The following is a 17,471-nucleotide window of genomic DNA, read 5'->3' as shown; positions in this document are numbered from 1 at the left end:
ATGAAACAGCCTGAGATGAAATCGGGAAGTCAGTATTCAGGAAACGAACAGGGGATCGCTCTCCTGACAGTGATGCTTCTGCTGCTGATCCTGACCGTACTCGGCGTGGCGGCGATTACGACGACCAGCTTGGAGATTCGAATGGCCCAATATTCCAGTTCGACGGAGGGTGCCGCAGCAGCTGCTGAATCCTGTACGGGAACTGGAGTGAACATCATCGCACAAACTCTGAATCTTGGGGCCGTACCAACTCAGTATGTGGTGGGAGGAGCAGGAGCGACGAGTCCGGTCGTCCCAGCCAACGCAGAGAATGCCGGGACGAATCCGCCCTCTCTCACCCAGGAAATCTTTTCCCAGGCCGACAATAACGGAGATGTGCCGACGGGACCATCAGCGAAACCGGACCTCTCCTTTGCTGTGGGGCCCTACACAGTCGCTGGTGATATTGACCACATGTACAACACGCAACAGTCTGGGGCCGGTCTTCAATTTTCTGGAGGATATAACGGAATTGGACAGGGCGGTGGAGGAGACACTCAGTCGATCTATCGAATCGACTGTGTGGCGACCAATGTTGCGACTGGGACCACGAATGAAGTTCAAGCTGTTTACGCCTGCCTGCGCATGGCTGGAGGCTGTCAGAAGAAGAGCTTCTGATCATGATTGTATGAGAGGTCAGACAGGCAACAGAATGGATTTGCTTATAAGAAGAAACTGATGAGCACGAGTTGCTCGTCAAACAGAGGGCGCGCGAATAAGTAGGGTGACGTAAAGATGACATTGGATCAAAAAAGATATGAGATCGAAATCAGGCTCTACGGCTTCGAAGGATCGAATGCGATAACGAAACATTTCACACATGAGGGCTAACGTGAGGAGGAATACCATGAAACAGATCCTCGGGGGGCTCTTATTGGCAGGGATTCTGCTCGTCTCGGGTCAGCATGCGGCAGCCCTCGTGGGGCCGCCGATGAGTGCCTATCAGGCCTATCCCCCATTCATCAATCAGTCGGTTCCACCTCTGGTCATGATCGCCATGTCGAAGGACCATCGGATGTTCATCACTGCCTATAACGACATCATGGACCTGAACGGAGACGGAACGGTTGAAACGACCTACACGGACATTATCAACTATTACGGCTATTTCGACTCGAACAAGTGCTACACCTACAGCACGGCGAATAGCCGCTTCGAGCCGTCCGCAGCGGCAACCGGAGCCAATTTGCACTATTGTTCGAATCAGTGGAGCGGGAACTTTCTCAACTGGGCGACGATGGTGCGGATCGATGTGGTTCGGAAGGTCTTGTATGGAGGCGCCCGAAGCACGGATACGAGCGGCGCCTCTGGTCAGACGGTCCTCCGCAGGACGTGGCTGCCCCAAGACGCCCATTCATTCGCCAAAGTCTATAGCGGAGCCGACCTCGCGTCGCTGGTGCCGACAAACTCCGCTTCCCCGGCCTTTACTATCACATCGGGCAGCATCACCTTGTGCAATACCAATACGGCGGGCATTTCCTCCCAACCAGGCGGCAGAATCAAGGTTGTTGATGGCAACTTTCCCTATGCGGCGAGCACGGAAAGTTCAGCGGGAGGAATAATCGGACAATGTACCAGAACGCAAACCAATTCCACGACTGCGATCACGGTCAAAGCGACGTTGAATGCGGATGTGCTCGTCTGCGTCCCTGGGATGTTGGAAACGAACTGCGATACCTACCAGGACAATGTCACCCCGACCCCCAATACCTGGTACAAGCCGACAGGCCTCATGCAGAGAATGGGCGTGAACCGCCAGGGCACCTATAACAACGCGGCTGACGATACCATCCAGATGACATTTGGTCTGATCAGCGGCAGCTATGGAGCCCACGTGGGCGGAGGGGTGGTGCGAAGCAACATCGTGGACATGAGTTCAGAGATCGACCCATCGACCGGCATCGTGAAGGCCACCTCGCAGATCATCAACAACATCAATAATTTTAAGATCGTCCAATACAGCTTCAGCGGAGGATGGTATTACGGCACCGACACGGCAACATCGAACCAGGCGAATAACAATTGTAACCAAGGCGAGCCCCTCGTGCTTCAGGATACGACCGGGTACTGCAAGAGCTGGGGCAACCCCATGGGCGAGATGATGTATGAGACGATCAGGTTTTTTAAAGGTTTGAGCGGAGCGACGCCGCAGTTCCAGGTAGCTACTCCCGACTCCGGTGTCTCTGGTTTGTCAGTTGTCTCCGCCTGGACCGATCCCTACGCGAGCTGTCCCTACTGCGCCAAACCCTTTGTGCTGTTGTTCAGCGATGCGTCTCCGTCCTACGACTCTGACCATCTCCCGGGTTATTACTCCAGCTGGGCCGCACCGACCGACCCAATCAGCAACAGTGATACACCAAGCGTCACGACTTTAGTTGGGAACGCCAACATGAATACCCTCGAAGGGATCGGCAACGTCTTCATCGGCCAGTCCGGTACAACCTTCGATCGTGCCTGCACGCCAAAAACAGGTGACTTTACCCAGATCCGAGGACTCTGCACGGAGGAGCCGACCAAACAAGGCGCATTTTATATTGCCGGCCTGGCGAACTATGCCAACGTTACGGATCTCCGTGGGGCTCTTGGCAATGACACCAGTAACAGCGTGAAACAAAGTCTCACCACCTATTCGGTGGTCACCAATAGTCCGTTCCCGACTCTCACGTTCACCGTTGGGGCGAACACGGTGCAGGTCGTGCCTGATTTTATGGATGGATGTCCTAAGGTCAACTGGGGCAGTCCTGGTTATGCAGGCTGCACTGCTGTGGGTACCAATGGAGACAGTTCCAAGGGAGAGATTGTGTACTTCAAGCTCTGCCCCAATGATGCAGATTGGACGACCGAGCAGGGGAACGGATTTACTTCCTGCTACGAAATCGAGTGGGATGATGCGGAGTTCGGCTGGGATTATGATCTTGATGTGCTCTATCGCATCTATGTCCAAACCAACGCAGGTGCGGGAACGATCACCCTCAAAACGAAAGGGCTCTATGCCGGTGCAGGCCACACCGACTATGCCGGCTACTTCATCAATGGGGTGACGAACTCCGGTTCATATCTCGATGTCGTCTGCGGAGGTGTCGCATCCTTCGCCGATTGCGACGTGTATACTGCAATTACTGGTGCTGCGGACGGAATGGGCAATTCAGTCAATCAACGGACATTTACCGTCAGTGGCACGACGACCCAGATTCTGAAAGATCCCCTCTGGTACGCCGCGAAGTACGGGGGATTCATCGACAAGAATGGCAATAACATCCCGGATCTCCAGAACGAATGGGATGTGAACGGCGACGGAGTACCTGACAACTACTTCTATGCGGTGAGTCCGCTGTATCTAGAGCAGCAGCTGGCGAACGCCTTTGCGGCGATCTTGAATAGGTCGTCCTCCGGGACGGCGGCGTCGGTCCTTGCTTCATCGACCACCGGTGACGGAGCCTTGTATCAAGCCTTCTTTTTCCCGTCACAGATTGAAGGAACTCGCCAGGTCACGTGGACCGGGTATACTCAAGGTCTCTTTGTCGATTCGTTTGGAAATCTCCGTGAAGATACGGTCAACGACGGAAAACTCATCTATAGCCAAGACAATATTATTGTGACCAGGTATGACCCGGCGAGTGGCCAGGTGCTGGTCGACAAGTACCAGGATCTGAATGGGGACGGTGTTGCCGATACAACCCAGCCTTACATCACGGTCACCCTTACCGAAATCAAGCCGATCTGGGAGGCAGGGAATGTGCTGGCGCAAACGGCTCCAGCGTCGAGAAACATCCTGACCTGGGTCGACTTGAATGGCAACGGTGTGGTGGATGCAAGCGAGTTCATCCCATTTACGACGGCGAATGCCGCACCCTTGAGCGCGTACTTGCGAGCGGACGCTGTCGCGCCCTATACAGCCTCGAACATCATCAGTTTCGTCCAGGGGAACTATATCAACGGGCTTCGGGATCGTCGCCTGACGGTCAATGGCACGCTGCAAGTCTGGAAATACGGAGACCCGATCTATTCGACGCCGGTCGTCGTCGGGGCGCCTGCTGAGCGGTATGACATCTTGTACGGAGACCCAGGCTATCTGAATTTCTATGTCAAATACCGTCAGCGCAGGCAAGTAGCTTACGTCGGGGCCAACGACGGCATGCTCCATGCCTTTGATGTCGGGTTCTACACACCCTCTGATGGTACGCATCATGGCTGCTTTACGATGAATTCGACCGATAATTGCAGCACCCAGACGACCGTGTCGCTCGGTGATGAAAAATGGGCCTTCATCCCGCAGGAATTGCTGCCTCAGCTGCGGTTCCTGGCTGATCCCGGGTATACCCATGTGTATTATGTGGACCTGAAGCCGAAGATAACCGATGCTCGGATCTTTACGGAAGAGCCGGCGTGCGCCTCCGGGGTGACGACTGTAGGCTGCGTCCACCCGGGAGGGTGGGGAACGATTCTGATCGGCGGATTCCGTATGGGAGGTAGTTGCGGGAATTGCACTACCCAAGGGACGCCCATGTCGTATGCCGGGGATTTCGACAATAATGCCGGAACTCCTAATACGACGCGGACGTTCTATAGCGCCTATTTCGTCTTGGACATCACCAATCCGGAAGCCAACCCGACGCTTCTGTGGTCGTTCAGCGATCCGAATCTTGGCTTTACGACCAGCAGTCCCACCGTGGCTCGGGTCAATCCCTCTACCGATCCGACAACCTTGGCCACGAACGAAAAGTGGGTCGCCCTCTTTGGTTCAGGTCCCACGGACTATACTGCCGCTGCGGGTCAATCGTCACAGATCTGGGCAGTTGATCTCAAGACGGGGACGACCGTCACTGCGCCGACAGTCTACCCCACGGGATCGTGGAACGCGTTCATGAGTGATCTGATTACGGTGGATTACAATTTGGACTTCCGTGTCGATGTGCTCTACGCTGGTCGAACCATCAACGACGGATCCGGGACCTGGCGGGGAAAACTCTATCGACTCACCACGAATTGCCTCGACACAACACAACCCTGTCCCACCAATCCTGCTCAGTGGGGAATTACCTCTGGCTCCAACCAGATTCCGACCGAGATCATTGACACGTTCACCGACGCCAGTTCAACAACCAGAAACCTGGGGCCTGTGGTGTATGCTCCGGTGGCGGTGGTCGATGACAGTTACAAACTCTGGGTTTTCGCGGGAACCGGTCGCTATTTCAGCACAGCCGACAAGACAGACACATCTTCTCAATATCTGGTCGGTATTAAAGATTCCGTGATGACGTTTAGTTGCACCCAAACCTCATCGACGAGTTGCTGGGACAACAATCTCGTCGATCTGACAGGTATTACGGTGTGCGTCGCAGGTGTTGGTACCTGTACCACTGCCAACCAGGTCAGCGGAGTTACAGGCGTGTCCACCTATCCGAGCCTGATCGCACTGGTGCAAAGCAAGGACGGCTTCGTTCGGATCTTGCCAACAGGGGAACGGCTCTCGGCTGGGCCTTCGGTCTTCGGCGGGCTCGCGTTCTACCCGACCTTCGTACCCAATACCGACATCTGCGTCGCTGGCGGAAACGGGTACTTCTATGCCTTGTACTACAAGACCGGCGGTCCCTATTCAGAGCCGGTTATCGGGACGAACGCGGCCGGCTTGAATCAAAATATCGCTGATAAGAGCGGGGGGACGCAGGGTGTGGGAACAGGAGCGGCCCTTCAGGTCATTCATAATACACCTGGAGGTAATCCCTTAATAAAAGAATGTTCGCAGGCGAGCACCGGCGCCTTGAACTGCGGTAAGGTGAATACAGCGGGGGCTATTGCGAGCCGGTACGTCTCGTGGATCAACCAGCGATATTAACCGGAGATTTCCGGGAGGGACTGCGTCCGTTGTCTTCCTTTCGAAGAGGACAACGGACGTTACCATCCTCGCATTGCTGATCGGCATGGAACGAGTTGTGGACAGCGTGACGAACATTGTTATAGCGCTCTTCAGTTGCACAGTCCTGTTAGGCTGTAACAGCCAAGTAACAGAAACAGGGCCAGGCGGTCTCGGCCAGGAGGGCGGCAATCACCCCCCGAGGATAGTGGCAGCTCATCTCCCCGATCCAATTACCCGTTCAGGACCTGTCACGGTAGCCCTCAGCGTCGAAGATCCCGAACAAGACCCAGTGACATATCAGTATCGTTGGTATGTCAACGAAAGTCTTGTTCAGGGAGAAACAGGTTCCCAATTCCCGCCGGAAAAGCTGCAGCGCGGCGATTGGGTGAGTGTCGAAATCACTCCCTCAGACGGGCGGTCTACCGGCGCCCCGTACAAGACTGAATCGGTACTAGTAGCGAACACTCTTCCATTTGTTGCCACTGTCAAATCTCCAGAACAAATCAGACCTGGCGACACGGTAAAAATCGAAACAGAGATCAAAGACCCGGACAATGATGACCTGCATGTTCGCTACCGATGGTGGAAAAATCAGGACGTTGTCGCCGAGACGGAGGTCCCAACTCTAGAAACCACGGGGTTTGTTCGAGGAGATGTGCTAAGAGTTAGTGTCACTCCACGCGATGCCAGTGGAGAAGGGAAGGAAGTATCCCCCCCTCCTATCGTAATTGGCGATAGCCCGCCACGGTTCACATCGACACCTGCTCCGGTCACGCAAAGGGGAGTTTATCAATATCATGTGACCGCAGTGGATGCCGAGGGAGATCCTATTTCGTTTGAATTGCAAACAGCGCCACCCGGAATGAGGATTGACAAAAATGCTGGTCTGATTTCTTGGAACATACCGCCTGAATTGAGTGGTGCCTACCGGGTTCGTATCGTGGCCGACGACGGCCAGGGAGGCTCTTCTTCACAGGAATTTGAGTTAACCCTTCCTCAATCGCCAGCATCTTCATAACTCACGCACCGCACTGTTCTCCCACGTCAGTATCGCCTGGTTCGCAGCGTCTCGAGTCATGTTTCAGACCGATCCTTGTCACCTCAATCAAGGCTCTGCTACAATTTCAAGTAGGATTGATTGGAGGTCTAACGCAAAGCAGGCGTGCGTAAACTTAAACTACGAGAAGGTACCAATACTGCGGTCCTGTTCGGTCATCACGACCGACACCTCAAGCTCATCGAAGAAGAACTCGGTGTGCGGCTCTCGGCCCGGGGTGAAGAACTCACGCTAGATGGGCAGCCTGACGCCACTCGCCATGCCGAACGTGTTCTGACGGAATTGGCCGCGCTTGCCAACGAGGGCATGGTCCTGCAGCCCGACGACATCGCCCACGCGTTAACCGCTCTTCGACATAGCCCCGACACGCCGATCAAAGAGCTACTGTCGACTGCTACGACGATCGTCACGAAGAAGCGTTTCGTAGCACCGAAGACCCCCACGCAAAAAACCTATATCGAAGCTATCGAGCAGCATGACATCGTCATCGGCATTGGTCCAGCAGGAACCGGCAAGACGTACCTGGCCATGGCAATGGCCGTGAGCGCGCTGATGAAGAAAGAAGTCAGCCGGATCATCCTCGCCCGGCCCGCAGTGGAGGCAGGTGAGAAACTCGGATTCCTGCCGGGGGACATGTACGCGAAAGTCAATCCCTATCTGCGACCGCTGTACGATGCGTTGTTCGACATGATGGACATGGAGCGGGCGACACGGCTTATTGAACGAGGCGATATCGAAATCGCACCTTTGGCTTTCATGCGAGGCCGGACCTTGAACGATTCATTCATCATCCTCGATGAAGCACAAAACGCCACGGCGGAACAGATGAAGATGTTTCTGACTCGACTGGGATTTCACTCGAAAGTCGTGGTCACGGGCGACATCACACAGGTCGATCTCCCCCCAGATCGTGTATCCGGGCTCATCGAAGTCCGAGAGATTCTTCGCAACATTGACGGTATTCAGTTCGTCTATTTTGATGAGCGCGATGTCGTTCGGCACAAGCTTGTGCAGGATATCGTCAAGGCCTACGAACAGCACCAGGGTTCTGCTCCACCCGTTGCCAATGGCTCAACCGCGCCGCGCTCATCTCCCGGAGCCACCGGTCGTTCGGGAAAGTCCTCCTCGTCGTCAACATCATCGAAAGATTCCGGGAGCCAGCCGCATTAATGCCGGTCCTTGTGCGGAGCCAGCTCCGGCGTGTGAGGATCGACCAGTCGCGTCTCGCGCGCTTGGCTCAGGCGGCGCTGTCGCTGGTTGGTAAAAGAACAGCGGACCTTGGTGTGCTGCTGACCGGTGATCGGTCAATGCGTCGCCTCAATCGACAATTCCGAAAAAAGGACCGCACGACCGACGTGCTGGCTTTTTCGATGCGCGAAGGGCCTGGCCTTCCGTCAACGTTACTTGGAGACATCGTGATTTCTGTCCCTACCGCGTCGAAACAGGCGAATCGACTCGGCCGGTCATTGGACGAGGAACTCATCCTCTTGTTGGTTCATGGTATTCTGCATCTCTGTGGCTATGACCACGAGCGGAGCGAACGGGATGCGCGACACATGCAACGGAGAGAGCAGTGGGTCTTGCGCCGGCTGGGTCGGATCCCGCGTTTGATACACAGAAAAGGATGATAGGGTCTCACGGATTTGGTTGCAGCGTACTGGAAGGTAAGCATGGGATGGTTTCAACGGCTCAACGACGGTTTGACGAAATCACGCGGTGCCATACGCGGATCGCTCGATCGGCTTCTTGGACGGACCCCAGATCCTGCGATGTTGGAAGAATTCGAGGCCGCGCTGATCGGGGCGGACCTTGGCGCGCGCGTCGTTGAACGTGTCATGGAGCAATTAAAAAGACAGGTACAGGGCGTAGATGCCAAAGAGCCGGACCGGTTGCAGGGCCTGCTGCGGCAGACCCTGCTGGAGGTTTTCACACCCCTGCCGTCCATGCCGCTGGATGATCTGATCGAGAAAGGGCCCAAGCCCTTCGTGATCCTGGCTGTAGGTGTCAACGGCGTGGGAAAAACCACGACGCTCGCCAAAATAGCCCAACGGCTGGCTCAATCCGGCAAGGTACCGCTGCTCGTGGCGGGCGATACATATCGTGCTGCGGCGGGCGAACAACTCCAGGTATGGGCCGATCGGATCAGTGTCGGGTTGATTCGTCACCGACACGGATCTGACCCAGCGGCCGTCGCGTTCGATGGGATCGCGGCAGCGAAGGCGCGAAACGTTGATGTTGTGCTCATCGATACGGCAGGACGGCTTCACACTAAGTCGAACCTTATGGACGAGCTTCGGAAAATTAAGCGAGTGCTCGAGCAGGCGCTCCCTGGTGCTCCGCATGAGGTACTGCTAGTACTCGATGCGACAGTAGGTCAGAATGCCCTGTCCCAAGCCCGCCAGTTCCACCAAGCTGTGGGCGTGACTGGGCTAGTGCTTACGAAGCTCGATGGGACCGCTCGCGGGGGGATCGTCCTGGCCATTGCCGATGAGCTGAAGATTCCCGTCCGGTTGATCGGGATCGGAGAGTCGGTCGAAGACCTCCAGAATTTTCAAGGCGACGCGTTCGTCGATGCGTTGCTCGGAATACCAGCCTGATACTGACACTGCGTAGAACCCGGCATTTCCTTCTCACCAATGCGCTCCCATGCTATGCTTTCCTCGTGTGTCGAGAGGCACGACGCACGCGGCCCTTCAAGGATTCTTTATGATTAAAATTCTGGTCATCGATGACGACCGCATGAACTGCGACCTCTTACAGGCTGTCTTGACTCGTCATGGCTATCACGTCATGTCTTCGACCAGCGGGGTAGAAGGCCTGACCATCTTCCGCAAACACACTCCCAGGATCACCATTCTGGACCTTCGCATGCCCGAAATGGATGGCCTCACGGTGCTGAAGGAAATCCGCGCGGTCGACCCCCACGCGCCGGTTATTATTCTCGGAGGCGGGGCCACCGAGGTGCAGGAAAATCAGGCCAGGGCGCTGCGAGTCACGGACTTCATTCGAAAAGGTCTCTCGCTCGACGTACTTGTGGAATGTGTGAATCGTGTGGCTCAACAGCCTGTCAAGACAGAGTCAGGAGGCCTATCACCCGTTTCCCTGGCGGGGCCGCCTGCTGACACAGGGGAGACCGTCTTAGTGGTCGATGATGAACCCTTAGTGCGAGATCTGCTGGTACAGTTTCTGAGCCTTCGCGGCTATCGGGCGTTTGGAGTAAAGGAAGGCCCCGAAGCCCTTTCGATGGTGGAGCAGGGGCCGCCGGATCTGATTCTGCTTGATCTCATCATGCCGGGGATGAACGGGGTTGAGGTGCTCAAGGCGCTGAAGGAGAAAGATTATGCAGGGGCGGTGATCATTTTGACCGGCACTCACGACGAGGAGGTCCTCGAGGAAGCCTGGGCCCTGCAACCGCAGGAGGTTCTCTCAAAACCCATCGACCTGGAGCGTTTGTTGACGGCGATCCAGCTTGTGCTCGTCTGCCGCGAATGCTAAAACTTTTCCGATGCTGTTCGGAAAAGCTGCGCTCCGCGTTCTTCTGATCTGTTTACTGCACCTGTACTACGCTTCCCCTGGCAACGGGGCAAATCTCCCGAGTAGCGCCACCATCACCGCTCATGATCTGACCATCGAGCTAATCCCCGATACGCATGAGTTGATCGCTCGGGATCTGGTCCAACTGCAGACGGATGGCCAGGCCAAGACCGTGAGTTTTACACTTGCGCCTACGTTGCGAATTGATTCCATCGTGCTGCTGGCTCAGGCAGCTTCCGGGCAAGCCGCGCAGGACGGCCACCCGGTGGCATTTACGTCCGATATCCTTTCTCAACCGATGACTCAAAGCATTACGGTCACGATTCCCCCAGGCCATCCAGAGAGCCTCAGCTTCTTGTGGACTTATCGCGGCACTATCAACGATCCGCCGCGCGAACCTCGACACCTACGGTTCGTCACGCCAAGTGAGACCTCTGGCCATATTGGTCCCGAAGGCGTGTATCTGAGCAGCGAAAGCCAGTGGTATCCGGATATTGACGGATCCATGAGCAGGTTTCGCTTGAATGCGGCCGTTCCTGCTGGCTGGGTACTTGTAACTCAGGGAGAGAAGGAGTCCTCACGTATAGAAATGGGGAAAAGCCAGGAGGAGTGGCTTATTCGAGAACCGTCCGAAGCGCTCAGCTTGGTCGCCAATCGGTTCGTTGCAACGAGCCGAGCCTGGAAAAGTCCGGATGGAACGATGATCCAGCTTTCGACATATCTTTTGCCGGACAATGCGCCGTTGGCCGACGAATATCTTGAGGCGACACAGAAGTATCTTCACGCCTATATCCCTCTCTTGGGCCCTTATCCGTTCGAGAAATTTGCCGTGGTCGAGAATTTCTTTGCCAGCGGCCTCGGTATGCCCTCGTTCACCTTGCTCGGGAGCGGCAGCATTAAACGCCACTATGTGCAACCCTACGCACTGGGCCATGAGGTCGTCCATTCCTGGATCGGGAACGCCGTCTTTAATCGGACCGACAGCGGCAACTGGGTCGAAGGACTAACAACATACCTTGCCAACTATTACTGGCACGAATTTGCGGGTGACCGCCAGCAAGCCCGCGATCAGCGCCGGCAGATGGTGGAGGGCTACAACCTGTATGTAACCCCTCAGCAAGATTATCCCGTCGCGCAGTTTAGACAGAAACACGATGAACGAGACAATGCGATCGGCTACCAAAAATCCGCCATGGTCTTCCATCATCTTCGCGGAGAAGTGGGTGATCAAATCTTTTGGCGAGGCCTGAAGAAATTCATCATGCAGTATCGAGGGCACCGTGCAGGTTGGAACGACATCGAGCGGGTCTTTACCGAGGAAAGCGGCCAGGAACTCCGATGGTTCTTTCGTCAATGGGTTGACCAGGCTGGCGCGCCGACTCTGTCGACTGCGGACGCGACAAGCCGAACAGGGGCTGCAGGCCGCGATTCATTTGCGCTCGAAGTGTCGATTGCTCAAGCGGCGCCTCTGATGCGAGTGTCCACTCCGATTCGAATTCGACTCGATGATCGTCGTGAGGAAACCGTCACTGTGCCGGTCCGCGCATCAATGGAAAAAGTGGTCGTGCCTCTGCCGGCTCGCCCAACGGAAGTCGAGATCGATCCTGATTACACCGTGTTCCGTCGGATCGAGCGAGACATGCTCCCGCCGGTGCTCAACCACTATGTGACCGACGCTCGTCGGACCGTGGTGACGGCTTTTGCGGATCCGCCACAGAGCCCGTCTCCGTTCCGTGAGGTGCTGACGCGGATCCAAGCGCAAGACAGCCAAAAACCTGAAGGAGAGCGGGCCACGATTCTGTCGCTGGGCTCGCAGCAGCTGTTACCTCAAGCTGGTTCAGTGTTAGTATTAGCTGATTCCGGGCAACGAGCTACCATCCAGGCTACGATCGTTCCACACTGCGGCACCCACGTGAGTCTGAATGACTCGGGTTTTGCGATCGATGGGACGAGCTATGAAGGTCCCAGTGCGGCGGTACTCCTGACCTGTCACCGAAGAGATGTGCCTGGGAGCGTCGTGGCGCTGTTCTACTCCACGAGCCCACAGGCAATTACACGGGTGGCGCGGTTGCTGTTTTTTTATGGGTGGAACAGCGCCGTCGTGTTTAAAGATGGGTCGGTTGTGTCACGCCTGGAATGGCAAAGCGAACGAGCGTTGAGGGAGGTCCGTCGTGAAGTACCGTAAGTGGTTCCCTGTGTGGTGGATACTGTTGCTGGCAGGACTCTTCTGGAGTTGGCCCCTTATCCAGGCTGAAGAGTTGAGCAGAAAGAGCCAGGGGTCAAAGGTCGAGGGCATAGAGCGACACCTGACCAATAGTCAACAGCTGACCTTCGGCCGCAAAAATGCCGAAGCGTATTTCTCGTTCGATGGCAACAAACTGATCTTTCAATCGACCAACAATTGGATGAAGGATTCGTTCGCGGCGACGCTCAAGCCTGCTGACGCGGGACTCGACTGTTATCAGATCTACGTGATGGATTTGGAGAGCAATACCATACGTCTCGTCAGCACCGGCACAGGAGCCACGACGTGTGGGTATTTCTTCCCGGGAGACCGCAGGGTGCTCTACTCCTCGACACATTTGAAGGGACCGAACTGTCCGCCAGAACCAAAGCGTGACGGAGCCTATCGCTGGGCGTTGGATGACTATGATCTCTTTGCCGTGCGGATCGATGGGCAGGAGATGCAGCGATTGACGACGACGCCCGGATACGATGCCGAGGCGACGGTGTCGCCGGACGGCAAGACGATCGTCTGGACATCGATGAGAGATGGCGATCTCGATCTCTATGCGATGAATCTCGACGGAACAAAAATACGACGACTCACGACCGATATCGGTTACGACGGTGGCGCGTTTTTTTCCCCCGACAGCAAGCGGATCGTGTATCGGGCCTCGCATCCGACCGATCCTGCCGATGTCGCGCGGTACAAGGAATTGCTGGCACAACACCTCGTCGAGCCGGGCCAGCTCGAAATCTTTGTGATGAACGCCGACGGAAGCGGTCAGCATCAAGTGACAGCAAACGGAGCGTCCAACTTCGCGCCCTACTTCCATCCCGACGGCCGGCGCATCATCTTTTCTTCGAACGTTGAAACCAGGGGCGATGGTGGCAGGCCCAGCTTCCATCTCTATCTGATCGGAGAGGACGGGACCGGTCTCGAACGTCTGACATTCGAAGGACAGTTCAACAGCTTCCCCATGTTTTCACCCGATGGGAAACGGTTGGTCTGGGTGTCGGATCGAAAGGCCAAGCAGCCGAGGGAGTTCAATGTGTTCATCGCCAATTGGGTGCCATGACGGAGTCGGGCAAGGGGCGAGAGGCATGGGGCAAGAGGCATGACGGTGAAGAATCTGTTGTCTTTCCTCTAGCCTCGAGCCGCATACCCCTAGCCTGTTCTTCCATCGCTCTCGTGTTCGTCTTCTGGGGGCTGTTTCAGCTCGACCTACCGATCGCTCGGTACATGCGGTCCGTGACGGTCGATTATGTCTGGGCTCGAGATCAAATTCTCATTCCCTGGATGGCGACGACCAGCTGGGCCGGCGATTGGATCGGAGACGGAGAGCAACTCGTCCTCTTGAGCGTCTTGTTGTTGGCAATCGGATGGGGAGCGGGACGGCCACTGCTCATCGCAGCTGGCTGGCAGACCTTACTGGCCCACGGGTTGGCGGGACTTCTCACCAATGTGTTCAAACATCTCATCGGGCGGCCTCGTCCGAGACTCGTCCATAGCGGCGGCTGGTTCTCGATGCCTTCCATGGAAGCAGGGCTCGATTCCTTCCCGTCCGGCCATGCAACCGCTTCATTTGCCGTTGCGACCGTCTTAGCCAGGCGATTCCCCGCAGGCGCAGTGTTGTTCTTTGCGATTGCAGGATTTGTCGGACTGAGCCGGGTGCTGCGCGGGGCTCACTTCCCTACGGATGTCGCTGGTGGAATTGTCTTCGGGGTGTTGAGCGGGTCGCTGTTCGCCAGGCCATTGCGGGAATGGCGTCAATCATTGGCTGACGGCTGCTTCACGTCCGCGATCGGAATGGTCTATGTCTTTGCTCTTGTGTGGATCGTTTCACATCCTCTTGTGATCGGATGGGAGACGATTGCGATGGTGGGTGCTGGATTGTTGCTCGTTCTCCTCGGTACATGGTTTCGCGTGAGTTGGTGGATAAGCCGAGTGGAGGAATCGGAAACGAACGTCAGCCGCGCGGCACTCATCGTCCTTACGCTCGGTCTCGCCCTAATGAGCCGATCATGGCTAGTCACGGCCGCGGTTGCTTGTGTCGGCACGGCCTTCTGGGTCCGGTCACAGGATGCTCTCGAGTCAGCACGAGAAATTCCACGTATGCAGCGATTGATGCGCGAAGGTGTGGGGGTAGTCGGGATATTGCTGGCGCTGTTTGTTCTGTGGCAAGGCCCTGGCGCTTTTCCGATTCACTTACAGTGAAAGACCGAGCCAAATCACTCACCGCCCATGCCCAGGAATGGGCGGCGGTAGGGGCGGCATACTCCCTTCGGGAATCTTTACCATCCCTTCATTGGACAACAGGACGTAGCCGAATCGCTTCAGAATCGGTTGATAACTTTGTGCCTCACGGGGGAGACTCGACAAAAACGATTCGGGAAGAAGAATCATCGTGCGCCCCGGTTGCGCGAGCGAGGTGCCGAGGGCCGCTTGTTCATTCTGTTCAAAATACACCACCTTGCGCTGGGCATAAAACGCGGTGGACGGCCTTGTCATGCCGAAGGCGATCAGACGGTCCGATGGACCAAGGTTCACGCCGGCCGCGTAGGCGAGGACCTGCGGCGGGGCAATGAAATATTGATTGAGCCCTGGAATCGCTATCACGATGACGATCAGGGCCATACAGGCAAACGACGCGCCCGCAGCCCAGAAGGCTCCGCCTCGACGTTCCTCATTCACGCCTAAATAACTCACGAACGCCATTCCGATGAGCAACACCACGGCGATCACATAGGGGACACTGCCGACGTCGATCTGTCCGGCCAGGGGAAACTCCTTGACCAGTTTTGAGGAGAACTTCGCATACAGCGTCGGAAGGCTCGCGAAGCTGATGGCAAGGAGATACCCAAGCCCGGTGGTGATGTGAATGGAGGCGCGAATTCCTGGTGTGGTCGGATCACGAAGGCATCGCGACCAGAAGCAGGCCGTGAGGATGGCGGCGGCGGGAAACAACGGGCCGATATAGTGGGGAAGCCTGGTCGAAGACGCTGTAAAAAAGATAAAGATCCCGACAACCCACAAGGCGGCAAACCATTCCAATTCCCGTGAAGCCGGAAGGCGAGAGGCGAGGGGCGAGAGGCGAGGGGTAAGATCTTGTTTGGTACCTCTCGCCTCGCGCCAGGTCTTCCACGCGTGAAACATAGCGACCGGCAGCAATCCACTCCAGGGGAAGAAACCAAAGAGCAGGACCGGGATATAAAAGAAGATCGTGAAGTGGTGCCCTTCCATCGGGCTCAAGAACCGGCCGATCGTGTTGGCTCTCGCGCCGGACGCGTAGGCATCCCCGTGAACCATGAACATCGCGACATACCAGGGCAGGGCGAGCAAGAGGAACACGAGTGTGCCTGCGAGAGGGACGCCGTTCCGCCAATACTCCTGCCAGCGGCGGGTCCAGATGAGATAAAGCGAGGTAGCGATCAAGGGCACGACAAATCCGACCGGTCCCTTCGTCAGCGTCGCCAGTGCCATCCCGATGTAAAAGACCCAGATCCATCGGCGCGCCGACCCCTCTCCGTGAAGACCCAGCCAAAAACCGTAGAGCGAGGCGGTGGTGAAGAAGATCAGGACACTGTCGGTCAACGCCATGCGTCCGAGCCCGAGAATCTCGATGTTGAGCAGGAGCATCAGCGCGCCGAAGAGAGCGACCGTTCGGTCCTGCACATACGCCAGAAAGCAATACTGCAGGAGGATCAGACCAACTCCAAACAACGCCGAAGGAAATCGGGCGGCGAATTCATCAACGCCGAACAGCCGATAAGACACATCCATCAACCAATAGAGAAACACGGGCTTCGCGACGCGTAGTTCGTAGTTGAATGTGGGGGTCAGGCGGTCTCCACTCTCAAACATTTCTCGACCAGCTTCGGCGTTTCGACCTTCGTCCCGATCCGTCAAGCCCATGTCGCCGAGTCCCACGAAAAACAACAATCCCGACAGCGCGAGGAGTGCAAGGATGAGCAGAGCCTGGTTTGGGGTGCGAGCCAGAGTCATACGAGACGGTTAGGTGCGAATGGAAGGATCAAACCTGTTTGCCCATCTGTCGAACGTCATGCCCGGAGAGACGAAGGGCTCGCCATGTTTTTGGCCTGACTTGTTCGAGCAATAAGGATGAGATTGCGGATGTAAACGATCGCGCCGATGCTCTGACCCGCGATGAACACAGGGTCTCGCCGGTAGATCGCATAGGCGAGCGTAATGAGTCCGCCGATCAGACTCATGTACCAAAACGCCACCGGCACGCGGCTTTCAGCCTTCCGCTCCGATGCGACCCACTGGATGATCCACCGGCCAAAGAAGAGGCCTTGCCCCAGAAAACCGATGCCCACCCAGATGATTTCTGTTGTTGTCATAGATAGGCGCGAGGCGAGGGGCTAGTGGCGCGTGGATTTACGCCTCGCCTGAATGAGCTTGCCAATTCTTTTCCCCAGAGTGTCGTATTCTTTTTCGAACGTCTCATAGATTGTCTTATTCAGATAACCTGATTCATGGGCGATTTGAAGCTGTGTGCGCAATTCCGCGACCGAACCTTTTGCGATATAGAAATACCTGATCGATTCCCTGTCGGTATCTCGTTCATCTCCTTCGGCTAAGTTGCTCGCAACGCTGACCGTACTGCGCCGCATTTGGTTTTTAAGTCCGAAATCCAACCCTTCCAGATCACCGTTGGACATTCTGTAAATCATCACAGCAAGATCCTTCGCTTTCCGCCAGACAGTGAGATCCTGGAAGCCCTTGTGTCCCACCCT

13 protein-coding genes are annotated in these 17,471 nt (G+C 56.1%); 10 read left to right on the top strand and 3 right to left on the bottom strand.

What is annotated here, in order from left to right; genetic code table 11:
* The 10 genes from VEI50_06825 to VEI50_06780 all read left to right on the top strand — a co-directional run bounded on the left by VEI50_06825 (window position 1) and on the right by VEI50_06780 (window position 14,928).
* Window positions 1-657: a PilX N-terminal domain-containing pilus assembly protein gene (locus tag VEI50_06825; protein HXX74825.1), complete on the top strand. Its 657-nt coding sequence runs from the start codon at window positions 1-3 to the stop codon at window positions 655-657.
* Between the two features lie 229 nt (window positions 658-886).
* Complete coding sequence (locus tag VEI50_06820) at window positions 887-5,875, top strand: PilC/PilY family type IV pilus protein (protein ID HXX74824.1); 4,989 nt, start codon at window positions 887-889, stop codon at window positions 5,873-5,875.
* Between the two features lie 73 nt (window positions 5,876-5,948).
* Window positions 5,949-6,914 carry a putative Ig domain-containing protein gene (locus VEI50_06815; protein ID HXX74823.1) on the top strand — a complete coding sequence of 322 codons (966 nt, stop codon included), beginning with the start codon at window positions 5,949-5,951 and terminating at the stop codon, window positions 6,912-6,914.
* 144 nt (window positions 6,915-7,058) lie between these two features.
* The gene (locus VEI50_06810; protein ID HXX74822.1) at window positions 7,059-8,123 is read left to right on the top strand and encodes a PhoH family protein; all 1,065 of its coding nucleotides are present in this window, start codon (window positions 7,059-7,061) and stop codon (window positions 8,121-8,123) included.
* On the top strand, window positions 8,123-8,581 hold the full coding sequence (ybeY, locus tag VEI50_06805; GenBank protein ID HXX74821.1) for an rRNA maturation RNase YbeY: 459 nt from the start codon (window positions 8,123-8,125) through the stop codon (window positions 8,579-8,581). Before VEI50_06810 ends, ybeY begins: the two co-directional genes overlap by 1 nt.
* 42 nt (window positions 8,582-8,623) lie before the next feature.
* Entirely contained in the window at window positions 8,624-9,550 is a 927-nt protein-coding gene (gene ftsY / locus VEI50_06800) for a signal recognition particle-docking protein FtsY (protein HXX74820.1), read from the top strand.
* A gap of 49 nt (window positions 9,551-9,599) precedes the next feature.
* Entirely contained in the window at window positions 9,600-10,448 is an 849-nt protein-coding gene (locus VEI50_06795; protein HXX74819.1) for a response regulator, read from the top strand.
* A 10-nt stretch (window positions 10,449-10,458) separates the two neighbouring features.
* On the top strand, window positions 10,459-12,672 hold the full coding sequence (locus VEI50_06790; protein HXX74818.1) for a M1 family aminopeptidase: 2,214 nt from the start codon (window positions 10,459-10,461) through the stop codon (window positions 12,670-12,672).
* The gene (locus VEI50_06785; GenBank protein ID HXX74817.1) at window positions 12,659-13,789 is read left to right on the top strand and encodes a hypothetical protein; all 1,131 of its coding nucleotides are present in this window, start codon (window positions 12,659-12,661) and stop codon (window positions 13,787-13,789) included. Before VEI50_06790 ends, VEI50_06785 begins: the two co-directional genes overlap by 14 nt.
* A gap of 113 nt (window positions 13,790-13,902) precedes the next feature.
* Entirely contained in the window at window positions 13,903-14,928 is a 1,026-nt protein-coding gene (locus VEI50_06780) for a phosphatase PAP2 family protein (GenBank protein HXX74816.1), read from the top strand.
* An 18-nt stretch (window positions 14,929-14,946) separates the two neighbouring features.
* Here VEI50_06780 and VEI50_06775 read toward each other — a convergent pair whose 3' ends face one another.
* From VEI50_06775 to VEI50_06765, 3 genes are read right to left on the bottom strand one after another with little or no spacing between them, the layout of a single operon-like run.
* Window positions 14,947-16,716, bottom strand: a complete 1,770-nt coding sequence (locus tag VEI50_06775; protein HXX74815.1) for a glycosyltransferase family 39 protein — start codon at window positions 16,714-16,716, stop codon at window positions 14,947-14,949.
* 56 nt (window positions 16,717-16,772) lie between these two features.
* The gene (locus VEI50_06770; GenBank protein HXX74814.1) at window positions 16,773-17,075 is read right to left on the bottom strand and encodes a lipid-A-disaccharide synthase N-terminal domain-containing protein; all 303 of its coding nucleotides are present in this window, start codon (window positions 17,073-17,075) and stop codon (window positions 16,773-16,775) included.
* Between the two features lie 21 nt (window positions 17,076-17,096).
* On the bottom strand, window positions 17,097-17,468 hold the full coding sequence (locus tag VEI50_06765; protein HXX74813.1) for a four helix bundle protein: 372 nt from the start codon (window positions 17,466-17,468) through the stop codon (window positions 17,097-17,099).
* Window positions 17,469-17,471 lie beyond the last annotated feature (3 nt).

The organism is Nitrospiraceae bacterium (genome assembly GCA_035623075.1).
In the GTDB taxonomy this organism is placed as follows: Bacteria; Nitrospirota; Nitrospiria; order Nitrospirales; family Nitrospiraceae; genus DASPUC01.
The sequence above is the reverse complement of the archived record's forward strand: the minus strand, read 5'-3'. Positions and strand labels throughout refer to the sequence as shown.

Bases quoted from the DNA above. Each gene is read 5' to 3' on its own strand.
- VEI50_06825 (HXX74825.1), top strand. From the start codon at position 1: ATGAAACAGCCTGAGATGAAATCGGGAAGTCAGTATTCAGGAAACGAA.
- VEI50_06820 (HXX74824.1), top strand. From the start codon at position 887: ATGAAACAGATCCTCGGGGGGCTCTTATTGGCAGGGATTCTGCTCGTC.
- ybeY (HXX74821.1), top strand. From the start codon at position 8,123: ATGCCGGTCCTTGTGCGGAGCCAGCTCCGGCGTGTGAGGATCGACCAG.
- ftsY (HXX74820.1), top strand. From the start codon at position 8,624: ATGGGATGGTTTCAACGGCTCAACGACGGTTTGACGAAATCACGCGGT.
- VEI50_06795 (HXX74819.1), top strand. From the start codon at position 9,600: ATGCTATGCTTTCCTCGTGTGTCGAGAGGCACGACGCACGCGGCCCTT.
- VEI50_06790 (HXX74818.1), top strand. From the start codon at position 10,459: ATGCTGTTCGGAAAAGCTGCGCTCCGCGTTCTTCTGATCTGTTTACTG.
- VEI50_06775 (HXX74815.1), bottom strand. From the start codon at position 16,716: ATGACTCTGGCTCGCACCCCAAACCAGGCTCTGCTCATCCTTGCACTC.
- VEI50_06770 (HXX74814.1), bottom strand. From the start codon at position 17,075: ATGACAACAACAGAAATCATCTGGGTGGGCATCGGTTTTCTGGGGCAA.